The sequence below is a fragment of the Streptomyces fulvorobeus genome (assembly GCF_013167895.1).
GTDB classification, from domain to species: Bacteria; Actinomycetota; Actinomycetes; order Streptomycetales; family Streptomycetaceae; genus Streptomyces; species Streptomyces fulvorobeus.
The window spans coordinates 486,903-509,332 of record NZ_BLWC01000001.1; the positions used below are offsets into that span (position 1 = coordinate 486,903).

Here is a 22,430-nt window from a genome sequence, read left to right on the forward strand (position 1 = left end):
GACGTCCCCTGATTCCCGAGGCGAGAGAGAGACCTCCATGGTGGCCGACACCGAGGTGCGAGGCGAACAGCCGTGGTGGAAGACCGCGGTCGTCTACCAGGTCTATCCCCGCAGCTTCGCCGACTCGGACGGGGACGGCATCGGCGACCTGGCCGGGCTCACCGGCCGGCTGGACCACCTTGCGGAGCTGGGCGTCGATGTGCTGTGGCTGTCCCCCGTCTACCCGTCGCCGCAGCACGACAACGGCTACGACATCAGCGACTACCAGGACATCGACCCTGTGTTCGGTGATCTGGCGGCCTTCGACCGGTTGCTGGCCGCCGTGCACGAACGCGGGATGAAGCTGGTCATGGACCTGGTCGTCAATCACACGTCCGACGAGCACCCCTGGTTCCAGGATTCGCGCGACCCGGAGAGCCCGAAACGTGACTGGTACTGGTGGCGTCCGCCCCGTGACGGCGCCGAACCCAACAACTGGGGCTCGTTCTTCTCCGGCCCGGCCTGGGCGCGCGACGACTTGAGCGACACGTACTACCTCCACCTCTTCTCGCCGCAGCAGCCGGACCTCAACTGGGAGAACCCCGACCTCCGGCAGGCCGTGTACGCCATGATGCGCTGGTGGCTGGAGCGCGGTGTGGACGGCTTCCGGATGGACGTCGTCAACCTGATCTCCAAGGATCCGGAGCTGCCGGACGGTGTGCTGCACGGCGACGGGCCGTTCGGCGACGGATCGCCCCACTACGTCTGCGGCCCGCGCATCCACGACTACCTCCAGGAAATGCACCGGGAGGTGATCGCCCGGTATCCCGGCCGGCTGCTCACCGTGGGAGAGATGCCCGGGGTGAGCGTCGAGGAGGCCCGGCTGTTCACCGACCCGCGGCGTGCCGAACTCGACATGGTGTTCCAGTTCGAGCACGTCGGACTCGACCACGGCGACGGCAAGTTCGATCCCCGGCCACTGCGGCTGACCGACCTGAAGGCGTCCTTGGGCCGCTGGCAGACCGGCCTGGCGGACGTCGGATGGAACAGCCTGTACTGGAACAACCACGACCAGCCTCGTGTGGTCTCGCGGTTCGGCGACGACGGGCCCCGCCACCGGACACGGTCGGCGACCATGTTGGCCACCGTCCTCCACCTGCACCGGGGCACGCCGTACATCTACCAGGGCGAAGAGCTGGGCATGGCCAACGCGCCGCTGCGCACCATCGAGGATTTCCGGGACATCGAGTCCCTGAACCACTACGCGCAGGCGCTGGGCGCCGGAGCGAAGCCCGAGGACATCCTGCCCGGTCTTCAGGCCATGGGCCGGGACAACGCCCGTACCCCCATGCAGTGGGACGCCTCGCCGCAGGCGGGCTTCACCACCGGTACCCCCTGGCTGCCGGTCAACCCCGACCACACCGAGGTCAACGCCACCGCCGCCCGCGCGGACCCCGATTCCGTCTACCACCACTACCGGCGGCTGATAGCGCTACGGCACAGTGAACCGGCCGTGGTGCACGGCGACTTCACCATGCTGCTGCCTGACGACGAGCGGATCTACGCCTTCACCCGCAGCTTCGGACACACGAAGCTGCTCGTCGCCGGAAACTTCACAGGCGAGACGGTCGCCGTGGATCTGCCCGACGGCTGGGAGGGTGCCGAAGTCGTCCTGGGTAACGGCCCGTCCGCTCCCGCGGCACCCGGTCGGCTGGTGCTCGCACCGTGGGAGGCGAGGGTGCACCGGCAGACACGGTGACCTCACGTCGGTGATCCTGGCGGGACCGGGTACGCGCACCCCATGACCGTCTACGGATTCCACGCCTCGCACGAACAGGTGCCTCCCGCCGACCTGCTGGCCGCGGCCGTCCGCGCGGAGAGTGCCGGCTTCACCGCCGCTATGTGCTCGGACCATTTCTCGCCCTGGAGTGTCCGGCAGGGAGAGTCCGGCTTCGCGTGGTCATGGCTCGGCGCCGCGCTCCAGGCCACCGACCAGATCCCGTTCGGAGTCGTCAACGCGCCGGGGCAGCGTTACCACCCGGCGATCATCGCGCAGGCCATCGGCAGCCTCGCCGCCATGTACCCGGGCCGCTTCTGGGCGGCGCTGGGCAGCGGAGAGGCGTCCAACGAGCACATCACCGGCGCGCGCTGGCCGCGCAAAGATGTCCGCAACGCGCGGCTGCGTGAGTGCGTCGACATCATCCGGGCGCTCCTGCACGGTGAGGAGGTGAGTCACGACGGACTGGTGGTCGTGGACCGGGCCCGGCTGTGGACCCGCCCTGAGACCGTGCCGCCGCTGGTGGGCGCCGCGTGCAGCGAAGCCACCGCCCGCTGGTGCGCGGAGTGGGCCGACGGCCTGATCACCGTCAACGCGCCCGCCGAGAAGCTGCGCCGGATCGTGGAGGCGTACCGCTCCGCCGGCGGCGTCGGCCCGCTGCACCTCCAGGTCCACCTCAGCTGGGACCGCGACCCGGACACCGCCCTCGCCCTCGCCCATGACCAGTGGCGCACCAACGTCCACGGACCGCCGGTGAGCTGGGACCTGGACTCGGCGGAGCTGTTCGACAGCGTCAGTGAGCACGTCACGCCCGAGCAGGTCGCCGAGTCCGTCAACATCTCGGCGGACCTCGGTCGGCACGCGGCCTGGCTCCAGGAGTACGCCGACCTCGGCTTCGACGCGGTCATGCTGCATCACGTCGGCCGGGAGCAGAGCGCGTTCATCGACGCGTTCGGCGCCGAGGTGCTCCCGCAGCTCGACGTGACCCGCCCCACCCCTACCTCGCGGAGAGTGCCCGATGAGACTGACCCGGACCTCCGACCTGTGGTGGAAGAACGCGGTCGTGTACTGCCTGGACGTCGAGACGTACCAGGACAGTGACGGCGACGGGACCGGCGATTTCGCCGGCCTGACCCAGCGGATCGACCACCTGGTGCGCCTCGGCGTCACCTGTGTGTGGCTGATGCCCTTCTATCCGACCCGGGAGCGCGACGACGGTTACGACATCACCGACTTCTACGGCGTCGACCCACGACTGGGCACGCTCGGCGACTTCACCGAGTTCGTGCGGACCGCCCGCGACCGGGGTATCCGGGTCATCGCGGACCTGGTGGTCAACCACACCTCCGACCACCACCCGTGGTTCCAGGACGCCCGTTCCAGCCGTACGTCCGCCCACCGTGACTGGTACGTCTGGTGCGACACCCCGCCCGAGGACGGCCCCGAAGGCGTGGTCTTCCCCGACGCCGAGCGCAGTGTGTGGGAGCTGGACAAGACCACCGGCCAGTACTACCTGCACCGCTTCTTCAAACAGCAGCCCGACCTCAACGTCGCCAACCCCGCGGTACGTGACGAGATAGCCCGCATCATGGGGTACTGGTTGCAGTTGGGGCTGTCCGGCTTCCGCGTCGACGCGGTCCCCTTCCTGCTGGAGACCGACGGCCAGGAGGACGCGGACCGCCTCCCCGACCCGCACGAGTACCTCGCCGATCTGCGGGCCTTCGTCGGGCGCCGCAACGGTGACGCGGTGCTGCTGGGTGAGGTCAATCTGCCCTACGCCGACACCGCCAAGTTCTTCGGGGAGCCGGAGTCGGGCCGGGGCGACGAGCTGACCATGTGCTTCGACTTCATCGGTATGCAGCGGATGTACCTGTCGATGGCCCGGGGCGAGGCGGGCCCGCTGGCCGCCGCCCTGCGCGAGCGCCCCGGTGCGCCCCGCGACGCGCACTGGGCCACCTTCGTCCGCAACCACGACGAGCTGACGCTCGACAAGCTCGACGACGACGAGCGCGCCGAGGTGTTCGCGGCCTTCGGCCCCGACGAGGACATGCAGCTCTACGGCCGTGGCCTGCGCCGCAGGCTGCCGCCGATGGTTGCGGGCGACCGGCGCCGGGTCGAACTGGCCTACAGCCTGCTCTTCACCCTGCCCGGCACCCCCGTCCTCTTCTACGGCGAGGAGATCGGGATGGGTGAGAATCTCGCCGCCGAGGGCCGGCAGGCCGTGCGTACCCCGATGCAGTGGACCCCCGACAAGGGCGGCGGTTTCTCCACCGCGGACGGCGACGCCCTGCCCAACCCGGTCGTGGCAGGCGCGTTCGGGCCCAAGGAGGTCAACGTGCACGACCAGACGCGCGACCAGGGGTCACTGCTCGGACGGATGCGGACACTGATCGAGCGGTACCGCGAGGCACCGGAACTGGCCTGGGGGACGTACGAGGTGCTCGACACCGACGACCCCGGCGTCCTGGCCCACATCAGCTCGCTCGCGGAAGGGGCGGTCCTGGCCGTACACAACTTCTCCGACCGCCCGGTCACCGCGACCATGACGGTCCCCCGGCTGAAAGGCGGTCGCCTGGTCACCGACATCCTCACCGGCGACACCCTGAAGTCGGCCGCCGGCGGTGTCGTCCGCACCGAGCTGGAGCCGTACGGTTATCTCTGGCTGCGGGTGAACACCCCCCTGGACGACCCGGACCGTACGACTGCCGTCTGAGCCTCCCGTAAGGGAGTCGGCGCACGGCTGGGCCGATCAGCGGCGGACCCTCACCCGGATCACGTCGTTGATCGGCCGGCTGTCCCGTGGAACGAGATCTGATCGTTCGCGCGCTCCCCGGGCCCCCGGAACGCGCCGTTCTGATGACACCTCAAACCTCTGCGGTGCGGGCTGTCTGCGCCGCAGAGCATGCAAGAGGGAACTCCACGCCAGCCCTCTACCTCTACAGCGTCTTCCGCGTCAACCGTAGAGCCCTATTAGAGAGATCACCTTACGGAGCCCGCCCGATAGCGGTGACGTTGCGTCAATTTTCCGTCATGGGGCCTGATAGTTTCTGGCCACCGCAGGGAGCGAGCTCGGGTCGGCGTTGACGCGTGTAACCACCCCGACGTACATGTCGCCGCCTGAAAGTCTCTTCCTCCCCGGATTTCGCACTCCACTCCAGCCGAGGTCGACACGGATGCGCTTATGGCGTTCTCCTCCCTTGGACGGGGAGTGCCATGAGGAAATCCCCACTCCCCTTGTCTCACGTAAGGAAATCTGATGCACCTCAAGCGACTCGCCGCATCCGCCGGCATTGCCTTGACCGTCGCCGGATCCACCCTGGCTTTCGCGACCCCCGCTAACGCCATCATCTCGTGCAGCGACTTCCACGTCTGCCTGCACTACAACTCCGACTACCAGGGTGCACTCTTCGACCAGCTGTACGACACCCCGGACTATGCCGGTCGCTACTTCGAAGCCAGCATCAACGGGAGCGCCGGGGCTGGCCAGCAGGTCAAGAACAACGCTGCTTCTGTGGACAACTGGGACAGGCTCAGCCGAGTGCGCATCTACTACAACTCGAACTACGACGGTTCCTACGCCTACCAGACCATTGCCAAGAATGGAAAAGCAAACCTCAACGCGACGATGAAGAACAACAACGCATCCGGGAAGTTCATCGACTACGGAACGAATTAGGCACCCCGAAGCTGCGACGGAACGCTTCTCCTGGAGCTTCTTCTGCCTCGTAGCTGAGTACATTGCGTGACGAGGGGCACTCCGCCCGACAGACCTGGCGGAGTGCCCCTCCTTTATCCCCGCACCTCCAGATATTAGTTCCGAAGGGAACCAACGCCCATGGGACATTCCCTCCACCGCACCCTTCTGGCTGCACTGCCGGCCTCGCTGGCAGCGGCACTGCTCGCAGGCTGCACCAGCCCTCCCGTCGGCCGGTCCGGGGCGGGGGCGGATGGTGCCGGCCCAGGCCGTCCTGCCGCAGTCGAGATACCGAAGATCACCACGGCAGTGATCGATCCCGTCCCCGTGGAGGCGTATCTGCTCACTGAAGAACAGTGGACCGAACTCGGAAGGGCCGAGTCCGTGCTGCGCGTGCGATGCATGAAGCGGTTCGGTATCACCTATGACGAACCCATGCCTACTTCGGGGCCCACCGGCCAGCGTATTTCTCAGTACCGATACGGCAAGCTGGATCCCTCGCAAACCGCCGTCCACGGGTACGAGAATCCCGGAGCCCACTCCTCCGGCACCGAATCGGATGCCGAGATGAGAGCAGCCAAGGAGCAGCGGACGGAGGTCGGCCCGAGAGAGCGAATGGTCCTCCAGGGCACTGACAAACCTGGCGAGAAGACGGGCAAGGGTGGTCAGGATTTCAATGGCCGAACGGTACCCGAAGGGGGCTGCATCGGCGAGGCACAGCAGACCTTGGGCAACTACGGGGACGTGGAGATCGCCAACGACGTGAATCTCGACAGCTTCGGTAGGTCGCTCCGAGATGAGCGTGTGCTCGCCGTCTTCGCCAAGTGGTCGCGTTGCATGGAGCGGAAGGGATATCACTACAGAACCCCGGTCGATGCATCCAGTGATAAGAAGTGGTCCGGCGAAAAGGCGTCTCCGGAGGAGAAGACCGTCGCGACCACGGATGCCGTGTGCAAAATGGAGAACAATGTCGCGGGTGTCTGGTACGCCGTCGATGTCGCCTACCAGAAGCAGGCGATTGAGCGACACGCCGAGGAGCTCGATCAGGTACGGAAGTCCATCGAGGCGCAACTGAAGGTCGCCGGTGAAGTCCTGAAGGACTGAGCATCAGATCGATCCCCCAGGCTCCCCGGCCCACCGAGCCAGTTCCCCCGTGGGCCGTCTGGTGCCGTCCATGAGCAGGTGCGGTAACGCCCAGCGTCCGGGTACGGCAAGCGCTGCGGGACCGAGCGGCCGGACGCGGTGACGGGGTGTCTGGGCGATCCGGGTGAGTGCTTGTCGGTACGCCGGAGGAGTTCTTACAGGGCTGTGCCCGCTGTGCGGCGGTGCGGCAGGCTGTTTCGCGTCCGATGGCCTCGATCTCGCCTGTTTCCCAGGGGCGCTGGTGGGTTAAACGAGGTGCATGGATACCTCTGCTACGCGGGACAGGCCGACGTGCGCTCCCCGCACGGTCTCGCCGTCCGATGCGGGGCCGGGGCAGGTCCTGGCCCCCATGATCGACCGTGTCGGGCATTCCGACCGCGTGGACCCGCAGGCCGACGCGGCGCGAGGTGCGGTCCGGGGACTGTCCCTGGGCCGGATCGGGGATGTTCCGCACGGCCGGTGGCTGGGTCGTCCCGTACATCCGCTGACGGTGCGGTTGCCCCTGAAGGGCTTGAGGTCGGCCGCGGTGCCGGACTCAGTACGAGGCCGGCAGCGGGCGGCCCGTGCGCGGTGGCGGACGGCCTGGCGGCCGCGCTTCCCCCTGCGGCGGCCGGACGGACGGACTGGGCGGAGCTGCGGCACCTCCAGATGCGTGTCGGGCCGGTGCACGCAGCGTCCGATGCGGCAGGTGGGACCTGCTACCCGGTTCCCCTCCCCGCCCGTACCCGCGGCCGGCTGTGCGGGCCGGCCGGGCCGGCCGCAGTGAGCGCGGGCTGCGCTGTCGGCGGTCACCTGGCCTTCCGGCAGACGCCGGGCACCGACGATTTGGTCAGCGCATGCATGCGCCGACCCTGGCCGGCCGCACACTCCGCCTCTCGGGCGGCTGGGGCACGACGGGTCCGGCCACCCCAGCCCGACCGGCTTGCGATATCCGCGTCAACGGCTCCCTCGTGGAGGTCCGGCTCCGGCACCTCAGCGAGGCCGGTGCCTCCAGGAGCGTGACTGCCGCCGAAGACGGGCGGTGGACCGGTGGCCCGGGTGACACCTGGCGCCACCGGGTGCCCGCAGCCACCCGCCCGCGTGAACGTGCCGGGCACTCGCCGTGCTCCCGGCCGCATCTCCCGGATTTCCCCTGAACGCAACGTACAAAGGAGTAAAAGATGAACGAGCAGAACCCCGTCAAGGCCGCAGCGGAAAAAATCGCGGACACGCTCCGCGGTGAGGGCGACGGTCCGCAGGACGGCATTCCCGGCAAACCCGGACCGGTCTCCCCGCCGGTCGAGGAACCGACCACTCCGCTGGAGCCGCTGCCGCCCAAGGCGGACCAGCACGGTCCGGAGACCGTCAGCCCCACCGGGCAGCCCACCGGGGCCGAGCAGGCCCGGATGGCGCAGAGCGGGGCCTACCTGACCACCGCGCAGGGCGCCCGGCTCCACGACACCGACCACTCACTGAAGGCGGGCCCGCGCGGTCCGGTGCTGCTGCAGGACCATCACCTGCGGGAGAAGATCACCCACTTCGACCACGAGCGCATCCCGGAGCGGGTCGTGCACGCGCGTGGAGCAGCGGCCCACGGTGTGTTCCGCGGCTACGGCACGGCGGCGAAGCTGTCGAAGGCGGCGTTCCTGGCGAAGGACGTCGAGACTCCGGTGTTCGTACGGTTCTCGACCGTGCTGGGTTCGCGGGGCTCGGCCGACACGGTGCGCGACACCCGGGGATTCGCGACGAAGTTCTACACGGAGGAAGGGATCTTCGACCTGGTCGGCAACAACATCCCGGTGTTCTTCATCCAGGACGCGATCAAGTTCCCCGACATCATCCACGCCGGCAAGCCGCACCCGGACCGGGAGATCCCCCAGGCGCAGAGCGCCCACGACACGTTCTGGGACTTCGTCACCCTCCACACGGAGGCGACCCACCACACCCTGTGGAACATGTCCGACCGAGGTATCCCGCGCTCCTACCGGATGATGGAGGGCTTCGGCGTCCACACCTTCCGCCTCGTGGACGCCGCCGGCGCCACCACGCTGGTGAAGTTCCACTGGAAGCCCAAGCTGGGCGTGCACTCCCTGGTGTGGGAGGAGGCGCAGATCGCGGCGGGGGTGGACCCCGACTTCCACCGCAGGGACCTGGCCGACGCGATCGAGGCAGGCGCGTTCCCCCAGTGGGAACTGGGTGTGCAGGTCTTCCCGGACACCGAGGACCAGATGTTCGAGGGCATCGACCTGCTCGACGCGACGAAGATCGTCCCCGAGGAGCTCGCACCCGTCCAGCCGATCGGCCTGATGACCCTCAACGCCAACCCGTCGAACTACTTCGCCGAAACGGAGCAGGTGGCCTTCCATCTGGGCAATCTGGTCCCCGGCATCGACGTCACCAACGACCCGCTGCTCCAGGGCCGCCTCTTCTCCTACCTCGACACCCAGCTCAGCCGGCTCGGCGGCCCCAACTTCTCGCAGCTGCCGATCAACCGCACCCACGCCCCTGTCAACGACATGCTCCGCGACGGCATGCACCAGACCGCGGTCCACCGCGGCGTCGCACCGTACCGGCCCAACTCCCTCGACGGCGGCTGCCCGTTCCTCGCGGGTGAGGACACCAGCGCGTTCATCGAGGCCCCGGCCGCCGTGGCCGCGAGCCGCAAGGTGCGGGAGAACCCCGCCTCCTTCGACGACCACTACAGCCAGCCCCGCCAGTTCTGGCTCAGCATGACCCCGGTCGAGCGCGAGCACATCATCGCCGCCTACACCTTCGAACTCGGCAAATGTTACGAGCAGGCCATCAAGGAGCGGGCGCTGACCGTACTCGCCCGCATCGACACCCAGCTCTGTGAAGAGGTCGCCGCAGGGCTCGGTCTGCCCGCCCCTGGCCCGGACGCGGGGCTCACCGACCCGCAGCCGAGCCCCGCGCTGTCCCAGCTGGGCCAGGTGTGGCCGCTCGACGGGCGGATCATCGGCATCGTCGCCGACGCCCACGCCGACCTGGACGGGGTACGCGCCGTCCGGCAGACGGTGCTCGACGCCGGGATGGTGCCCCTGGTCATCGCCCCGGCCGGTGGCAAGCTCGACGCGGACGGCGAGCCCGTCACCGTCCAGCGCACTTTCGCCACCGCCCGGTCCGTCGAGTTCGATGCCATCCTGCTCGCCGGGGCACCCGGCACCGGCGGCGACGCGGCGGGTGCCAGGGACGCCAAGGCCGACAACCCCGGCACCGCGGCGGATGTCGTCACCGATCCCCGTGCCCTGCTCCTGGTGAACGAGGCGTTCCGCCACGGCAAGGCCATCGGCGCCTGGGGCGGCGGGGACAGCGCCCTCGCCGCGGCGGGCGTGCCCACCGGCGCGCCGGGCGTGGTCACCGCCGACAGCGGCGCCGCCGTACTGCAGGGTGTCACCGAACTCCTCGGCGCCCACCGCGTCTGGGAACGCTTCACCCCGCAGATCTGATTCCGAGAACAGCCGGATCGCCGCTGCGGGCCGCCAAAGGCCCGCAGCGGCGATCCGGCCTCGGCCGGCCGGCCGGTGACGTCACCAGGGAAGGTCACGGCCGGGGCGCAGAGCTCCACCTGTGAGGGGCTCGTGTCGCGCGCTCGGTTGTCAGCTGATGTAGAAGGAACTGGCCCTGTCGTTCCAGTTGCCGGCCGGGCAGTCCCCTGTTCCTCCTCCGCCGAGGAAGGAGCACTGGTTGATGTACGAGGTGGAGGCTCCGGTGAAGTTCGTCCCCTCGAAGAACTTGATGTCGCACTGGTACGCGGTCTTGACCGACGTGACGGTGTCGTTCATGTTCAACCCGTTGGGATACCAGGTGTCGTTGCCGAGGTTGCCGTCGTAGTACTCCACCGTGTTGGTGTCCGCCGAACAGGCGTGGCTGCCGGTCAGGATCTTGTAGCCACCTCCCGTCTGGAAGTTGTACCAGTTGTAGAGGTAGACCAGATCCAGCTCCGCTGACGCCGACACGTGCTGCTTCAGGGCGGCTTCGCTCTCGAAGCAGGCGGATCGCCCGGTGCTCAGGCTTGTCGAGCAGTACGGCCCGGTCGAGGCCGTCGGTGTGGGGTCCGTCCCGGGTGAGGCCGAAGCCGGTGTCGCGATCAGCACGATGCCGATGACGAACAGACTGCTGATGAGCTTCCTCATGATTTTCCGTCCTCTTGTTGGTGATGCTCCGCGCGAGGTATCTCGCTTCCTTCCTCGCCTGGCCGCCGATCGACCACCGGCCCGGGTTGTGCGGGACGAGGACGACGTGCCCTCGCCCCGGCCCCGGCGACCGGGGCTGGGTGGCGACGTCGACGACCCTCTCGTGTGCAGTCACCATTGCGTCATCAGCGCGTCATCACAGGCGTTGAGCGATCATTCGTGCGCACGCTATGCTCCAACGGGTTACTTTGGGTGACGGGGGCGGTTCGGGGGATGGACTTTCGCGTTCTGGGGCCGCTTGAGGTCCGGACGGGCCAGGAACGGCTACTGGTGCCCGGAGCGCGTCGGCAGCGGGTACTGGCCGCGTTGCTACTGGCGCCGAACTCGGTGGTGCCGTTGTCCAGACTCGTCGACATGACCTGGGACGACGAGCCCCCTGTGACCGCTGTGAAGCAGTTGCAGAACTCGGTCTCGGCGCTGCGTGAACGGCTGGGCGACACCGGACAGCGGCTCATCCGTACTGAGGACGCCGGCTACCTGATCCGGGTCGGGGAACAGGACCTCGACTCGCTCCGGTTCACCACTGGGGTCGCCGACAGCCGTCGCCACGCGGCGGAAGGAAGGCTGGAGCAGGCAGTCGGGGTGATCCGAACGGCGCTGGACCTCTGGCGCGGCAGCGCCCTGGAGGGTTTAGGCACCGCGGCACTGGCCAGATCCGCCGCACGGCTGGACGAGCAGCGGCTCCGCACGCTGGAGCTGTCCGTCACATGGCGGTTGGAGCTCGGCGAGCACCACGAGGTCGCCGACGACCTGGCAGATCTCGCTCACGACCATCCACTGCGCGAAACCCTGCACATGCGGTGGATGGAGGCGCTGGTCCACTGCGGCCGACGCGCGGACGCGCTGCACGTCTTCCATCGCCTCGGAACCCGTCTCGCCAAGGAACTCGGCGTCGGCCCCGGGCCGGATGTGCGGCGCCTGCATGAGCAGATCCTGCGCGGCGAACAACCCAGGCCCCGCCCGGACCCTCGCACCCGGGGTATCCATCGCGTGCCCGCGATGAGGCAGCCGTGGTCCCTCGCCCCACCAGTGCCACGCCAACTTCCGCAGACTGTCCGTGACTTCATCGGCCGGGCTGATCACCTGGCCGCGCTCGACGCCCTGCTGCCGCCGGCCGGCGGGCAGGCCGTGGTGATCTCCGCACTGGACGGCTCGGGCGGAGTGGGCAAGACGACGCTCGCGGTGCACTGGGCCCGCCGTGTCCAGGACCGGTTTCCCGACGGCACACTCCACACCAACCTCCGCGGATACGGTCCCGGCAAGCCCGCGAGTCCGGATGAGACTCTCGACGACTTCCTGGTCGCGCTCGGCGTGCACCCGGCGGCGGTACCAGCTGGGACCGGCGCCCGCTCGGGACTCTTCCGCACACTCGCGGCGGGACGGCGCATGCTGATCGTGCTCGACAATGCGCACAGTGCCGAGCAGGTACGCCCGCTGCTGCCCGGAGCACCCGGCTGCATGGTGGTGGTGACCAGCCGCGACAGCCTGACCGGCCTGGTGATCACCGAGGCCGCACACCGTCTCACTCTCGACGTGCTCGCCCCGTCCGAGGCGCTGGACCTGGTCGTCGGCATCATCGGCCCTCATCGGGCCCGAGCGGAACCGGCTGCGGTGGACAACCTCATCCGGCTGTGCGCGCGCCTTCCTCTGGCGCTGCGCATCGCCGCGGGGCGCGCAGCTGCGTACGGACATGTCTCCGTCGCCGACATAGTCGCCGAGCTCGCCGAGGAGAACTCCAGGCTCGACGCACTGAGCTGGGGCCGCGACCCCTACGCGGCGGTCCGCAACGTACTCGCCTGGTCCTACGATCAGCTGTCCATCGGGCAGGCGGATCTCTTCCGGCGTCTGGGTCTTCATCCGGGTCCGGACATCTCGACACCCGCGGCCGCGGCCCTCGCGCAACGGCCACCACGCGAGACCCGGCAACTGCTCAACGCGCTGGCCGACGCCCACCTCATCGAACCCGTCGCACACGACCGATACCGCTTCCACGACCTCCTGCGGGCCTACGCGGAGGAGTTGGCCGGTGAACACGACAGCGAGGGCCGGCGCCGCGACGCCCTGGACGCCATGCTCACCTGGTACAGCCACACCGCTCACACCGCCGACCGCCGGCTCTACCCGACCTGCACACGCGTGGTGACCACGGTCGCCGAACCTGCCCACCCCCACCCCGTGGCCGACCGTGACCACGCCTGGGCCTGGTTCACCGACGAACGAGCCAACCTGATCGCCGCCCTGTACCAGGCAGTGGACCGCACCATGGATGACTACGCCCTGTACCTCCTCGACGCTCTTGGTTTCCTCGTGCTCATGGGCGGCTGGGAGGAACGCGTCGACACCGCGAGCGCGGTTCTGCGCGCGGCGCGGCGGTCCGGCCGGACCGTCCACGAAGCCAACGCCCTGCTCGCCCGAGGAGAAGCGCTGGCACACCTGCAACACCCCGACGCGCAGGCGGACCTCGGTGGTGCCTGCCGGCTCGCCCAAGAGGCCGGCAACGTCCACATCCAGATCGCCGCCCGCATCGAACTCGGCCAACTACTGCGCCGGCAGACCCGCTTCGTCGAGGCGCAGCACCACTTCGACGAGGCCCGCCTGCTCAGCAGAGGATTCGATACAGGACGGTGGGAAGCGGTGGCGGAAGGCCACCTCGCCGCACTCCACTCCGACCTCGGCAACCACCAGCAGGCCATCGACTGCGGCACGCGCAGCGCGGCACTGCGACACGAGCTCGGCGACACGGACGGCGAAGCATGCGCTCTCGCCGCCATCGCCGTGGGCCGGCAGGGCATCGGCGACCACGACACAGCGATCGTTCACTGCCGACACGCCATCGCGCTCGGCCGCACGTCCCTGGGCAGCCAGGAAGAGACCCTCGCCGGACCTCTCACCGTCCTCGCGACGTCCCTACTCGCCCTCGGACGCGTGAACGAGGCGGTCGACTGCTGGCAGGAAGCCGCCTCCATCTACACCGACCGAGGGCTGGACGCCGACGCCGCCATCCTGCACCACCACATCCGAGCGGCAGGCCAGCCGCCGGCGCAACCTGATCAGTTGTAACCGTCGACGTAGATGGAGACTTTGTCGGTGGTCTCCCGATAACCGGCGAGAGAAGGGTTCCAGTAGTCGACCGTGGACTGGGCGGACCACCAAGCTCCGTAATTCTGGTTGACCGTACTTGAGACAGTGGTGCATTTGAAGGAGTCGCCGCTCTTCATCCACTTGTTCACGACACAGGTCCAGCCGCCGTAGCCTACTCCGGAGCTGCCGAGGCCATAGGTAAGCGAGATGTCGCGTACGTAGTGCTGCACTGCCACATCCGCATTGACCATGTACACAAGCACTTGACCGTTTGCCTGATTCATCAGCCCGTGACCACAGGTCTGCATGGAGAGCCCAGGGGTGGAACTGGAGACAGCTTTCGTGAGACACATCGAAGAGCCGGCCTGGGCAGGGCTGGAGATGCCGACGACAGCCAGCACAGTTGCTCCCGAAACTGCAAGGTAGGCAGTGCTCTTCTCCAGGCGCATGAAGATCCCCTGATCGTGAGTGGCATGCACGACGATGGCAACGAGTGCACGGTACCCAAGCAGGGGTGGGTGCGCCATAGTGCCAACCGCCCCGCATCACCGCACACTTCTCATCTTGAGCGCCAAGCGATCTCGAAAGCGTGAATGGCAGCGAGCGTGCGACCGATGCGGTTGGTGCCGCATCGACCAGCTGCTCAGCGCCGGAGGGCCGGAGGGCCGGCCCATCATGCCCTGTGCAGGGTCGGCAGACGCTCCCCCGCCGGGGGTCAAGCGCATCATCGAGCCAGGCCCTTACTCGCCCACCGCGCCGTTTGCAGGCAAAGTGTGCACGTCGACCCGTAGAGCTCCTGTTGGAGGGGTGGTGGACAGGCTACGGAGTCTTATCAAGGAAAATGCTTGCGCCCCGCAGCCGACGAATAGCTATTGCAGCGTTTGCCGCGCGGATATCGAAACCAGTTCAACTTATGGAACAGAGATGACGTCGGCTCGGCCAGACTCCGACCACACGCAGGCGACGACCGGACCGTACGGGACATCGCGTGCTGCCCACGGGTGTCAGGTGCAGGCTTTCTTGCCGTGGGGGGCGTTACCGTGTCCGCGGGTTATCTGGAAGGTCACGGGGAGGTCTTCCAGGTCGGGGCCGAATTGGCCGAGGTCGGTGATGATGAGTCTGGTCCAGTTGTCCCCCGGTCCGGTGATCACGATGGACTGTCCCATTTCGGCACCCTTGACGGTGCAGCTGCGGGTGGGTGTGATGACGAAGTAGCCGACGCTGATGTCGTTGATGTTGATTCCGAGTTCACGGTCCTTCGTCCAGGCGGTCTTTCTCGGTTTGTCGGTCCAGGGGAGGCCGGCGGTGAGTTGTTCCTCGCGGGGTCGGCTGGGGTTCGCGGAGGGCTCTGTCTGGCTGCCGCCGGAGCCGGCTCCGACGCTGGGGGAAGGCGCTGTGGTGGACGGGGTGGGCGAGGGTTTGGCGGAGCGGGAAGCGCCGGGCGTTCCCTTCGCTGAGTGACCTTGCGACAGCAGGAAAGCCGGTACGGCCAGGGCGGCCGCAATCACTGCCGCTGCCAGTGGCCACAGGAGCGCCGGCCGCAGCCGGCGCCACGGGGCTGGGGTGGGAAGCGGTGGGTGCGGCAGGGGACCGCGTGCCAGGGCGAGCCAGCTGGCGGCTCCCGTACCCCGGCGCTGGGGACTGGGAAGGCCGAGATGTCTCAGCTCGCTTTCCGCGTAGTGGTAGATCTGGTCCATGTTCAGCGGCTCGGTTGCCGCGAGGGCGTTCAGCAGCACCGCGGTGAAAGCGCTGTGCCGGTCGCCTGGAGGCGCGTGGGAGGGGGCGGTCGCGGTGGTGGAGGTGAGCGTGTAGGTGCCGCCGGCGGGGAGCTGACCGAGCACCAGGCTGGGGGCGGTGGCCATGGCGGCGATGGCCCTGCCCGAGAAGCAGCAGTCCAGGATCAGTACCCGTGCCCGCGCCGGCGCTGTGGCGAGATCACGTTTGATCACGTCAAGGGGCAGTGCCGTGTAGCGCAGACGCTCCGGGTCGGTGTGCTTGAGCGTCAGATAGAGCATGCCGTCGTCGTCCAGGAGGCCGTGGCCGCTGTAGTAGACCAGCAGCAAGTCGTCTGCTTCGCTGCCGGCGCGTTGCAGAGCGTTGCCCACGGCCGCCTGGTCCACCGGTTCGCCGTCCAGGCCCAGGACGGTGCAGTGTCCGGTGGGCTGTCCGGCGACGAGCCCGTGTTCGGGATGGGTGAAAGCGTTCTTGAGGTCCCGGAGGTTGTTGTCGACAGCCGCGATGGGCGGCAGTGCTCGGTCCCGGAACGTGCCGGCGCCGATGAGGACGATCCGGCTGGCGTCGGCACGGGGGAACCACGTCTCGGTCACCGGGACCGTCTTATTCCTGGGGCGGCGCAGCGAGCCGCTCGACTTCACGGATGATGGCCAGCGGATCCTGGCTGCGTTTCACGTCGATGCTCACTTCACGGCCATCGGGGGCCTTGACGGTGACGGTGATGTCAGCCCGGCGCTGACTCAGCCATGTGGACACCGAGCGCGCGATCAGCGCACCGGTGCCGCCCGCGCCAAGGGCCACCGTCAGCACGTCCAGCACGCCGCCCATCTCACCCTCGGCCACAGGCCGGGAGCGCAGGCGAAGGCGGCCGCGGAGATCGTCCTCAAGCGTCAACCAGTCATACAGCAGACGCAGATGCTGTTCGGCCTCGGTGCCGTGCACGGCTAACGCCAGCTCACCCCGGGATGCGGTTGTCCTCTGCTCAGGCATAGAGCCATTCTGTCGTCAGCGACCACGCACGGCACCTGTTTTCACCAGCGCCCACCGGACCAGCCCTCACGACACGGCACCGACCTCTTGCTTCCCCGCTTTCTGATCGCATGCGGCCATCACGCTGTTCCTTCCTCCGCCACCCCTCCCAGCCCGGGGCCGGCCGGCGCCTGGAGCGGTGCTTGGGACGGGCCGCTCGCCCTCGGGGCCGCCACATCGCCAGCGGGCGTGGGGCTGATCATGTAGGACACGGTCCCAGATCTCCGGGGCGTGGGAGGCACGCGCCTATCGGAGGACGATGTCGCGGCCCGGGCCGCCTTCGACGGCGTCTTTCCCGGGGCCTCCACTGACCAGGTCATCGCCGCCCTCGCCGTGCAGCGTGTCGTCGCCGGAGCCGCCGAGGACGATGTCACGGCCGTCCCCGCCCATGGCGTCGTCGTCGCCTCGGCCGCCGGACACGATGTCCGCACCGCCGTACGCCTCGATCATGTCGTCACCCTGGCCACCCCGCAGCCGCTGGTCGCTGTCGTCGCCCATCAGGTGGTCCATGCCGTCGCCGCCGTCCAGGACCGCGCGCCCCATGACCATGTCGTCCCCCGCCTCTCCCCACACCGTATGCGCGGTATGGGCGTGCAGCGTGTCGTCGCCGGGGCCGCCGCGGACGGTGTCGACCGCGGGGTCGCTGGTGACGATCGTGTCGTCCCGGTCGCCGAGGAAGATGTCGATTTCATCCGGCTGGGAGCTGCCGGTGGGCAGTTCGCAGACGACGAAGGTGTCGTTCCCGGGTTCGAGGTACGCACAGTGGTCGCCTGGTTCGAGCGGGACCGCGTCGCGGAAGCCGATCCGCCGGACCCCGTCGCCGAGGTCCATGGGGATCACGTGGAGGTCGTTGGCCTCGCCCGCGGTGGCGGTGAAGACGATCGACTGAGTCACCCAGTCGGCGCCGACGCGGGCCTTCACCTCGGTGGCGGCGGGAGCGGCGGGGGCGGCGACGGCGAGCAGGGTCACGGCGACCGCTCCGGCGGTGAGTACGTGTCGGTTCATGGCACCTCGTCTCGATGTGGCGACCGGTCGGTCGACCTGCTGGAGGGGTGGCTGCCGGGGACCTGAGGGGCAGCGTTCTTGTGGCACTCAGTCCCGAACAGCGAGTATCTCGTGGGGTGTTCGGGAGGATCCATCACGCGCCGGTCGGTGCGTTCCGGTCCCCCGGACGTCCGCATGGCGCCGCCGTCCCGGTCCCACTCGTCGGCCGCCACCACGAGACAGGCCGCGATCAGGACGACGTTCTTGATGATGTACTGGCCCTCCAGGGTGGGGACCGGCGCGCCCTCCTGCCACATCTCTCCGGGAAGCAGCACGAGCGCGGAGAAGACGCCGGCCATGTGGGCGAAGAATCCCACCAGGGCTATACGGAGAAGCACTCCCGTGACGAGGCCGAGGCCGATGGCCGTCTCGAACGCCGCCAGTGTCCGTAGCACCACGTCCGGGGGCAGCAGGCCGAGGGTGAGCTTCGTCGCGGTCCGGACGGCGACCCCCTCGGCGGGGCTGGCCTCGGGGAAGAACTTGAGGACCCCGAACCAGAGGAACACCGTGCCCACGCACATTCTGAGGAACGCCGCGGCGTGCCGCTGGACCCGGCCGGCCAGGGACCGGACCGTCCGGGTGGCCGGCCCGCCGTCCCCGGTCTGCTCCGGGGCAGGCCCTTGAGGAGGGCACAGGCTTCGCTCTCCGGCTCTTTCCATGCCGTACCCATCCTCTCGCACGTGCTCGCACGCGGTTGTCCGAAGGCTCCTGGCCGCCGGGCGGCCGGGAGAGGAACGAGGAAGAGGGACCCGGTGTCCGGGGCGAGCGACGCATCGTCCACTCCGGGCACCGGGACACCAGCCGGCCCGTCGGGGCCGGCTGGTGCGGCACCATGTCAGCTCACATTCACGTCCACGCAAGCGTAGAAGGCGTTGACGGTGTCGGCGATGTTCCACACAGCCAGCACCTTCTGCTTCCCGTTCAGGCTGCCGAAGTTCACCTGGTGAGTGACGGTCTCGCCCGGCCGGGCACCGCCGTCGTTGAACTCCGCGATCTTCCGGCCACCCGCGTAGTACTGCCAGGTGCTCGTGGCGTGACGTGCCGTCAGCCGCCAGTTGAAGCTGGTCGTCCGGCTGACCGGGGTGACCTTCCAGCCCTTGCTGTCGTTGTCGAGCTCGGCGAAGGCGGCGTTCCCTCCGCTGCAGCTCGTCAGACCTTTGCGGCCCTCGACGCTCTGCGGCTCGTATTTGATGGAACCGCAGGGGACCACGCCCGCGGCACACTGGGCCTGTCGGCTGGGGGGCGAGGATATGTAGCCGTGCGCGCTCGCGCCGCCGGCCGGCAGGCTCACGGCCAGAAGCGGGGCGATTCCCGCGCCGATGGCGGCGGCCAGCATCTTCTTGCTCTTCATGACAACTCCTGTGGGGGGTCCGTGCCCGCCCGCCCGAAGGCGAAGCAGGCATGTGCATGTCAAGCAGCAACTCCATGACCGTGGGCGGTCATTGCCTGGCGATGAAAGCGTACCCGACTTGGTCTAGACCAAACCGGTGCTGAAAATATGACCGCTCCTGTGTGCCTGGGCGCACCTGGCATGCCCTGGCCGTTCAGCGGGCAACTTCCTTGCCGGGTGCGAGGTTGTCGGGTTCGGGACGCCTCGTGAGCAGTGTCGTGAAGTGATCCGTCCCAGAGGATCTGGTCCGAGGCCGGGTATGTCACGCAAGGCTTCGTGACCACAGTCACGAAGTGGATCAGCCCTCCGGCGCGGCACGGCTCGGATGACGCCGAGTGCCGTCATCAGGACTGCATCGCGGACCGGCCCGCGTTTGTGGGCTACGCATCGGCAGTCGATGCCCCACCGTGGCTGATTCCGGCGGGCGTGCCGGGGACAGGTTTGCTAACTCAAGTTATTAATGGGTTAATGCCCACCGGGCCCTGGCAGCGAAGGAGAGTGCGCCGGTCGACCTTCGACTTCCTCGTCCAGTTGGCCTATCTGCGCTATATCGTTAGTAATCGTTTAGACATCGGGGGCTGGCATGTCGAGCATTTCGTCCGGGGCCGGGCCGCGTGGCGGGCGAACGCGCCCTACCGCCAATGACGTGGCCAAGGCCGCAGGTGTCTCGCGGTCGGCGGTGTCGTTCGCGTTCAACAGTCCCGAGAAGCTTTCGACCGCCACGCGTGACCGGATTCTCGCCGCGGCGCAGGAACTCAGTTATGTGCCCAACACGCTGGCACGGATGCTGAAGGCAGGTCAGACGCAGTCGTTGGGTGTGCTGCTGCCGCAGAACCTGGCGAAGGTCATGGAGAACCCCTACTACGCCCGGTTCCTGACGGGGGTGGGTCAGGTGTGCGACGAGCAGGGGTACACGCTGCTGCTGACCCCTCCGCTGCGGGACTCGATGCTGAAGGCCATTCCGTACGCGGCGGTCGACGGATTCATCGTGTGCGGGCTGGAGCACGACCGCGGTGAAGTGGCGGAGCTGCGCCGGCGGGGTATCCCGTTCGTGCTGGTGGACAGCAGTCCTCACCAGGACGTGTCCAGCGTGGACGTGGATGACGAGGGCGGGGCGTACGAGGTGATGCGTCATGTGCTGGATCTGGGGCACCGGCGGATCGCACTCCTTTCGATCGATCCCGGACCGGAGCACGCGGAGCGCGGCTACCGGGGCCCGCTGGCGCGCCGTATCGCGGGGATCACACGGGCTCTGGGGGAGTCCGGCATGGGCCTGGGCGACCTTGAGCTGGTCGAGGTGCCCGCAACGAGGATGGACGGGTTCCGTGCCGCGAAGGCGCTGATGGCTTCGGCGCCGCCCACTGCCGTCGTGGCGATGTCGGACATCCTCGCGTTCGGTGCCGTGGACGCCATGCACGACCTCGGGCTGAACGTGCCCGGCGACGTGACGGTGACCGGGTACGACGATCTGCCGGAGTCGTCGTGGACGCGCCCTCGGTTGACGACCATCCGCCAGGCCATCACGACCAAGGGCCGCACGGCCGCCGATCTGCTGTTCTCCGCGATGCGTGACGAGGACCAGCACCCGCACCAGCTCCTCGGCACTCACCTGGTCGTTCGCGACTCCAGCAGCCGCCCCGGCCGAACAGGGCTCTCCGGCTGACCGAGTACTCCCCCGGCCCTTCCGTCCCGCGCCGCCCTCCACCCCGGTTTCCGGAGTGTTCGGGCGGCGTTCGCCATGGCCCCACCACGGTTCGGTCAAGATGGCGAGCGCGTTACAAAACCGTTAACTAACTCCAGTTAATAACCTGCTAGCGTCTGCGAAACGAAGAGTTCGCAAGACTCTCGCCACACCAGAAAATGAGGCAACCAGCCCTCCTCCTGGTGAGGAAGCATGCCCCGCGGCCCGGCCTCCAGCGCACGGACGTGCTGGAGGTGCATCCGCAGACTGCCGCCGGCTTCGCCCCGTTGCCGGCGGCAGTACCGGGTCCGCCGTCGTCGGATCAGTCTTTCCATCGAGGAGTCCTCATGCGCCGTGGCATCGCCGCAGCCGCCCTGATATCGGCCATCAGCATCTGTGCAAGTGCCTGCTCCGGCGGTACCTCCGACTCCGGGGACGCCTCCGGCCCGGTGACCATCACCTGGTGGGACACCTCGGACGCCACCAACGAAGGACCGACGTACAAGGCCCTGGTCCAGGCGTTCGAGAAGGCCAACCCCGACATCGAGGTCACCTACGTCAGCGTGCCTTTCGGTGACGCGCAGACCAAGTTCCAGACGGCCGCGGGCAGCAAGGGAGCCCCTGACGTGCTGCGCGCCGACGTCGGCTGGACCCCGGGCTTCGCGAAGGCCGGCTACCTCGCCCCGCTGGACGACACCGCCGCGGGCAAGGACGTCGCCGCCTTCGAGCCGGGCCTGATCGAGCAGGGCAGGTACGAGGGCAAGCTCTACGGCATTCCGCAGGTCACCGACACCCTGGCCATGATGTACAACAAGGACCTGTTCACCAAGGCCGGGATCACCGAGCCGCCGGCCACCTGGACGCAGTGGAAGAGCGACATCGCCACGGTCAAGGACAAGACCGGCGTCGACGGCTTCGCCTTCAACCCCCAGGGCTACTACGCCATGCCGTTCCTCTACGGCGAGGGCACCGACATGGTCGACCCCGGGGCGAAGAAGATCACACTGAACTCGCCGGCCGCGATCAAGGGCATCGACACGCTCAAGGACCTGGTGAAGGCCAAGGGCACGCGGAAGCTGGACACCACCAGCAACGCCTACCCCAACATCATGGACGCCTTCAGCAGCGGCAAGGTCGCCTCCATCATCCAGGGCCCGTGGGAGAACGCCAACGTCTTCAAGGGTTCGGCCTTCGCCGACAAGAACAACCTCGGTATCGCACCCGTACCGGCCGGCAGCACGGGCAGGGCGGGGGCGCCGCTGGGCGGTCACAACCTCGTCGCCTACGCGGGCTCGGACGCCGCGCACCAGGAGGCGTCGAGCAAGTTCATCGCCTTCATGACCTCCGCGCAGTCGCAGAGTCAGGTCGCCCTGAAGAACGGCACCCTGCCCACCCGCGGTGACGCCTACACCGCCGAGGTCACGGCCAACCCGGGCATCGCCGGGTACCAGAAGGTCCTGCCCAGCGGTCAGCCGCGTAAGGCCCTGCCGGAGTACAGCTCGCTGTACACCCCGCTGGAGACCCAGCTGATCAAGATCCTCTCCGGCCAGGAGAGCACCGAAGGCGGCCTGGACAACGCGGCCACCGAGGCGAAGAAGCTCCTGTCGAACTACAGCGTCAGCTAAGGAACGAGGTCCGCCCCGCCCCGCCGGATGCGGGCGGGGCGCACCCGACGTCTCTCTTCCTCA

17 protein-coding genes are annotated in these 22,430 nt (G+C 68.3%); 10 read left to right on the plus strand and 7 right to left on the minus strand.

Annotated elements, in window-relative coordinates; translation table 11 throughout:
- Positions 1–37 precede the first annotated feature (37 nt).
- The 6 genes from Sfulv_RS02015 (at position 38) to Sfulv_RS02040 (ending at position 10,036) form a co-directional block, all read left to right on the plus strand.
- A complete protein-coding gene (locus tag Sfulv_RS02015) occupies positions 38–1,738 on the plus strand; it encodes a glycoside hydrolase family 13 protein (RefSeq protein WP_173310698.1) in 1,701 nt (566 codons plus the stop codon).
- 42 nt (positions 1,739–1,780) lie between these two features.
- Positions 1,781–2,857 (plus strand): TIGR03885 family FMN-dependent LLM class oxidoreductase, encoded by a 1,077-nt coding sequence (locus tag Sfulv_RS02020; RefSeq protein WP_173310700.1) that lies wholly within the window; start codon positions 1,781–1,783, stop codon positions 2,855–2,857.
- Positions 2,775–4,469: an alpha-amylase family protein gene (locus Sfulv_RS02025; RefSeq protein WP_173310702.1), complete on the plus strand. Its 1,695-nt coding sequence runs from the start codon at positions 2,775–2,777 to the stop codon at positions 4,467–4,469. The genes Sfulv_RS02020 and Sfulv_RS02025 overlap by 83 nt, the downstream gene beginning before the upstream one ends.
- Positions 4,470–5,012: 543 nt before the next feature.
- A complete protein-coding gene (locus Sfulv_RS02030) occupies positions 5,013–5,432 on the plus strand; it encodes a peptidase inhibitor family I36 protein (RefSeq protein ID WP_173310704.1) in 420 nt (139 codons plus the stop codon).
- A 159-nt stretch (positions 5,433–5,591) separates the two neighbouring features.
- Positions 5,592–6,554, plus strand: coding sequence for a hypothetical protein (locus tag Sfulv_RS02035; protein WP_173310707.1), 963 nt, complete (start codon positions 5,592–5,594; stop codon positions 6,552–6,554).
- A 1,199-nt stretch (positions 6,555–7,753) separates the two neighbouring features.
- Positions 7,754–10,036 carry a catalase gene (locus Sfulv_RS02040; RefSeq protein ID WP_173310709.1) on the plus strand — a complete coding sequence of 761 codons (2,283 nt, stop codon included), beginning with the start codon at positions 7,754–7,756 and terminating at the stop codon, positions 10,034–10,036.
- Positions 10,037–10,186: 150 nt separating this feature from the next.
- Here the strand turns inward: Sfulv_RS02040 and Sfulv_RS02045 are convergent, their stop codons facing one another.
- A complete protein-coding gene (locus tag Sfulv_RS02045) occupies positions 10,187–10,723 on the minus strand; it encodes a hypothetical protein (RefSeq protein ID WP_173310711.1) in 537 nt (178 codons plus the stop codon).
- A gap of 330 nt (positions 10,724–11,053) precedes the next feature.
- Here Sfulv_RS02045 and Sfulv_RS02050 point away from each other — a divergent pair, with 330 nt between their 5' ends.
- The gene (locus Sfulv_RS02050; protein WP_173310713.1) at positions 11,054–13,843 is read left to right on the plus strand and encodes an AfsR/SARP family transcriptional regulator; all 2,790 of its coding nucleotides are present in this window, start codon (positions 11,054–11,056) and stop codon (positions 13,841–13,843) included.
- Here Sfulv_RS02050 and Sfulv_RS02055 read toward each other — a convergent pair.
- From Sfulv_RS02055 to Sfulv_RS02080, 6 genes are all read right to left on the minus strand, one after another.
- A complete protein-coding gene (locus tag Sfulv_RS02055; protein WP_173310715.1) occupies positions 13,834–14,313 on the minus strand; it encodes a hypothetical protein in 480 nt (159 codons plus the stop codon). The genes Sfulv_RS02050 and Sfulv_RS02055 overlap by 10 nt on opposite strands.
- A 555-nt stretch (positions 14,314–14,868) precedes the next feature.
- The gene (locus Sfulv_RS02060; RefSeq protein ID WP_173310717.1) at positions 14,869–16,191 is read right to left on the minus strand and encodes a caspase family protein; all 1,323 of its coding nucleotides are present in this window, start codon (positions 16,189–16,191) and stop codon (positions 14,869–14,871) included.
- A 10-nt stretch (positions 16,192–16,201) separates the two neighbouring features.
- Entirely contained in the window at positions 16,202–16,588 is a 387-nt protein-coding gene (locus Sfulv_RS02065) for an effector-associated constant component EACC1 (RefSeq protein WP_173310720.1), read from the minus strand.
- A gap of 285 nt (positions 16,589–16,873) precedes the next feature.
- The gene (locus Sfulv_RS31105; RefSeq protein ID WP_173310722.1) at positions 16,874–17,632 is read right to left on the minus strand and encodes a calcium-binding protein; all 759 of its coding nucleotides are present in this window, start codon (positions 17,630–17,632) and stop codon (positions 16,874–16,876) included.
- Positions 17,629–18,330 carry a DoxX family protein gene (locus Sfulv_RS02075; RefSeq protein ID WP_371874622.1) on the minus strand — a complete coding sequence of 234 codons (702 nt, stop codon included), beginning with the start codon at positions 18,328–18,330 and terminating at the stop codon, positions 17,629–17,631. Before Sfulv_RS02075 ends, Sfulv_RS31105 begins: the two co-directional genes overlap by 4 nt.
- A gap of 176 nt (positions 18,331–18,506) precedes the next feature.
- Entirely contained in the window at positions 18,507–19,022 is a 516-nt protein-coding gene (locus tag Sfulv_RS02080; protein ID WP_173310724.1) for a lytic polysaccharide monooxygenase auxiliary activity family 9 protein, read from the minus strand.
- A 315-nt stretch (positions 19,023–19,337) separates the two neighbouring features.
- On the opposite strand from Sfulv_RS02080, the gene Sfulv_RS02085 reads away from it, so the two are divergent.
- The 3 genes from Sfulv_RS02085 (at position 19,338) to Sfulv_RS02095 (ending at position 22,367) form a co-directional block, all read left to right on the plus strand.
- Positions 19,338–19,706, plus strand: coding sequence for a hypothetical protein (locus Sfulv_RS02085; RefSeq protein WP_173310074.1), 369 nt, complete (start codon positions 19,338–19,340; stop codon positions 19,704–19,706).
- A gap of 1 nt (position 19,707) precedes the next feature.
- A complete protein-coding gene (locus tag Sfulv_RS02090; protein ID WP_218578031.1) occupies positions 19,708–20,724 on the plus strand; it encodes a LacI family DNA-binding transcriptional regulator in 1,017 nt (338 codons plus the stop codon).
- Positions 20,725–21,089: 365 nt separating this feature from the next.
- A complete protein-coding gene (locus Sfulv_RS02095) occupies positions 21,090–22,367 on the plus strand; it encodes an extracellular solute-binding protein (protein ID WP_173310728.1) in 1,278 nt (425 codons plus the stop codon).
- Positions 22,368–22,430 lie beyond the last annotated feature (63 nt).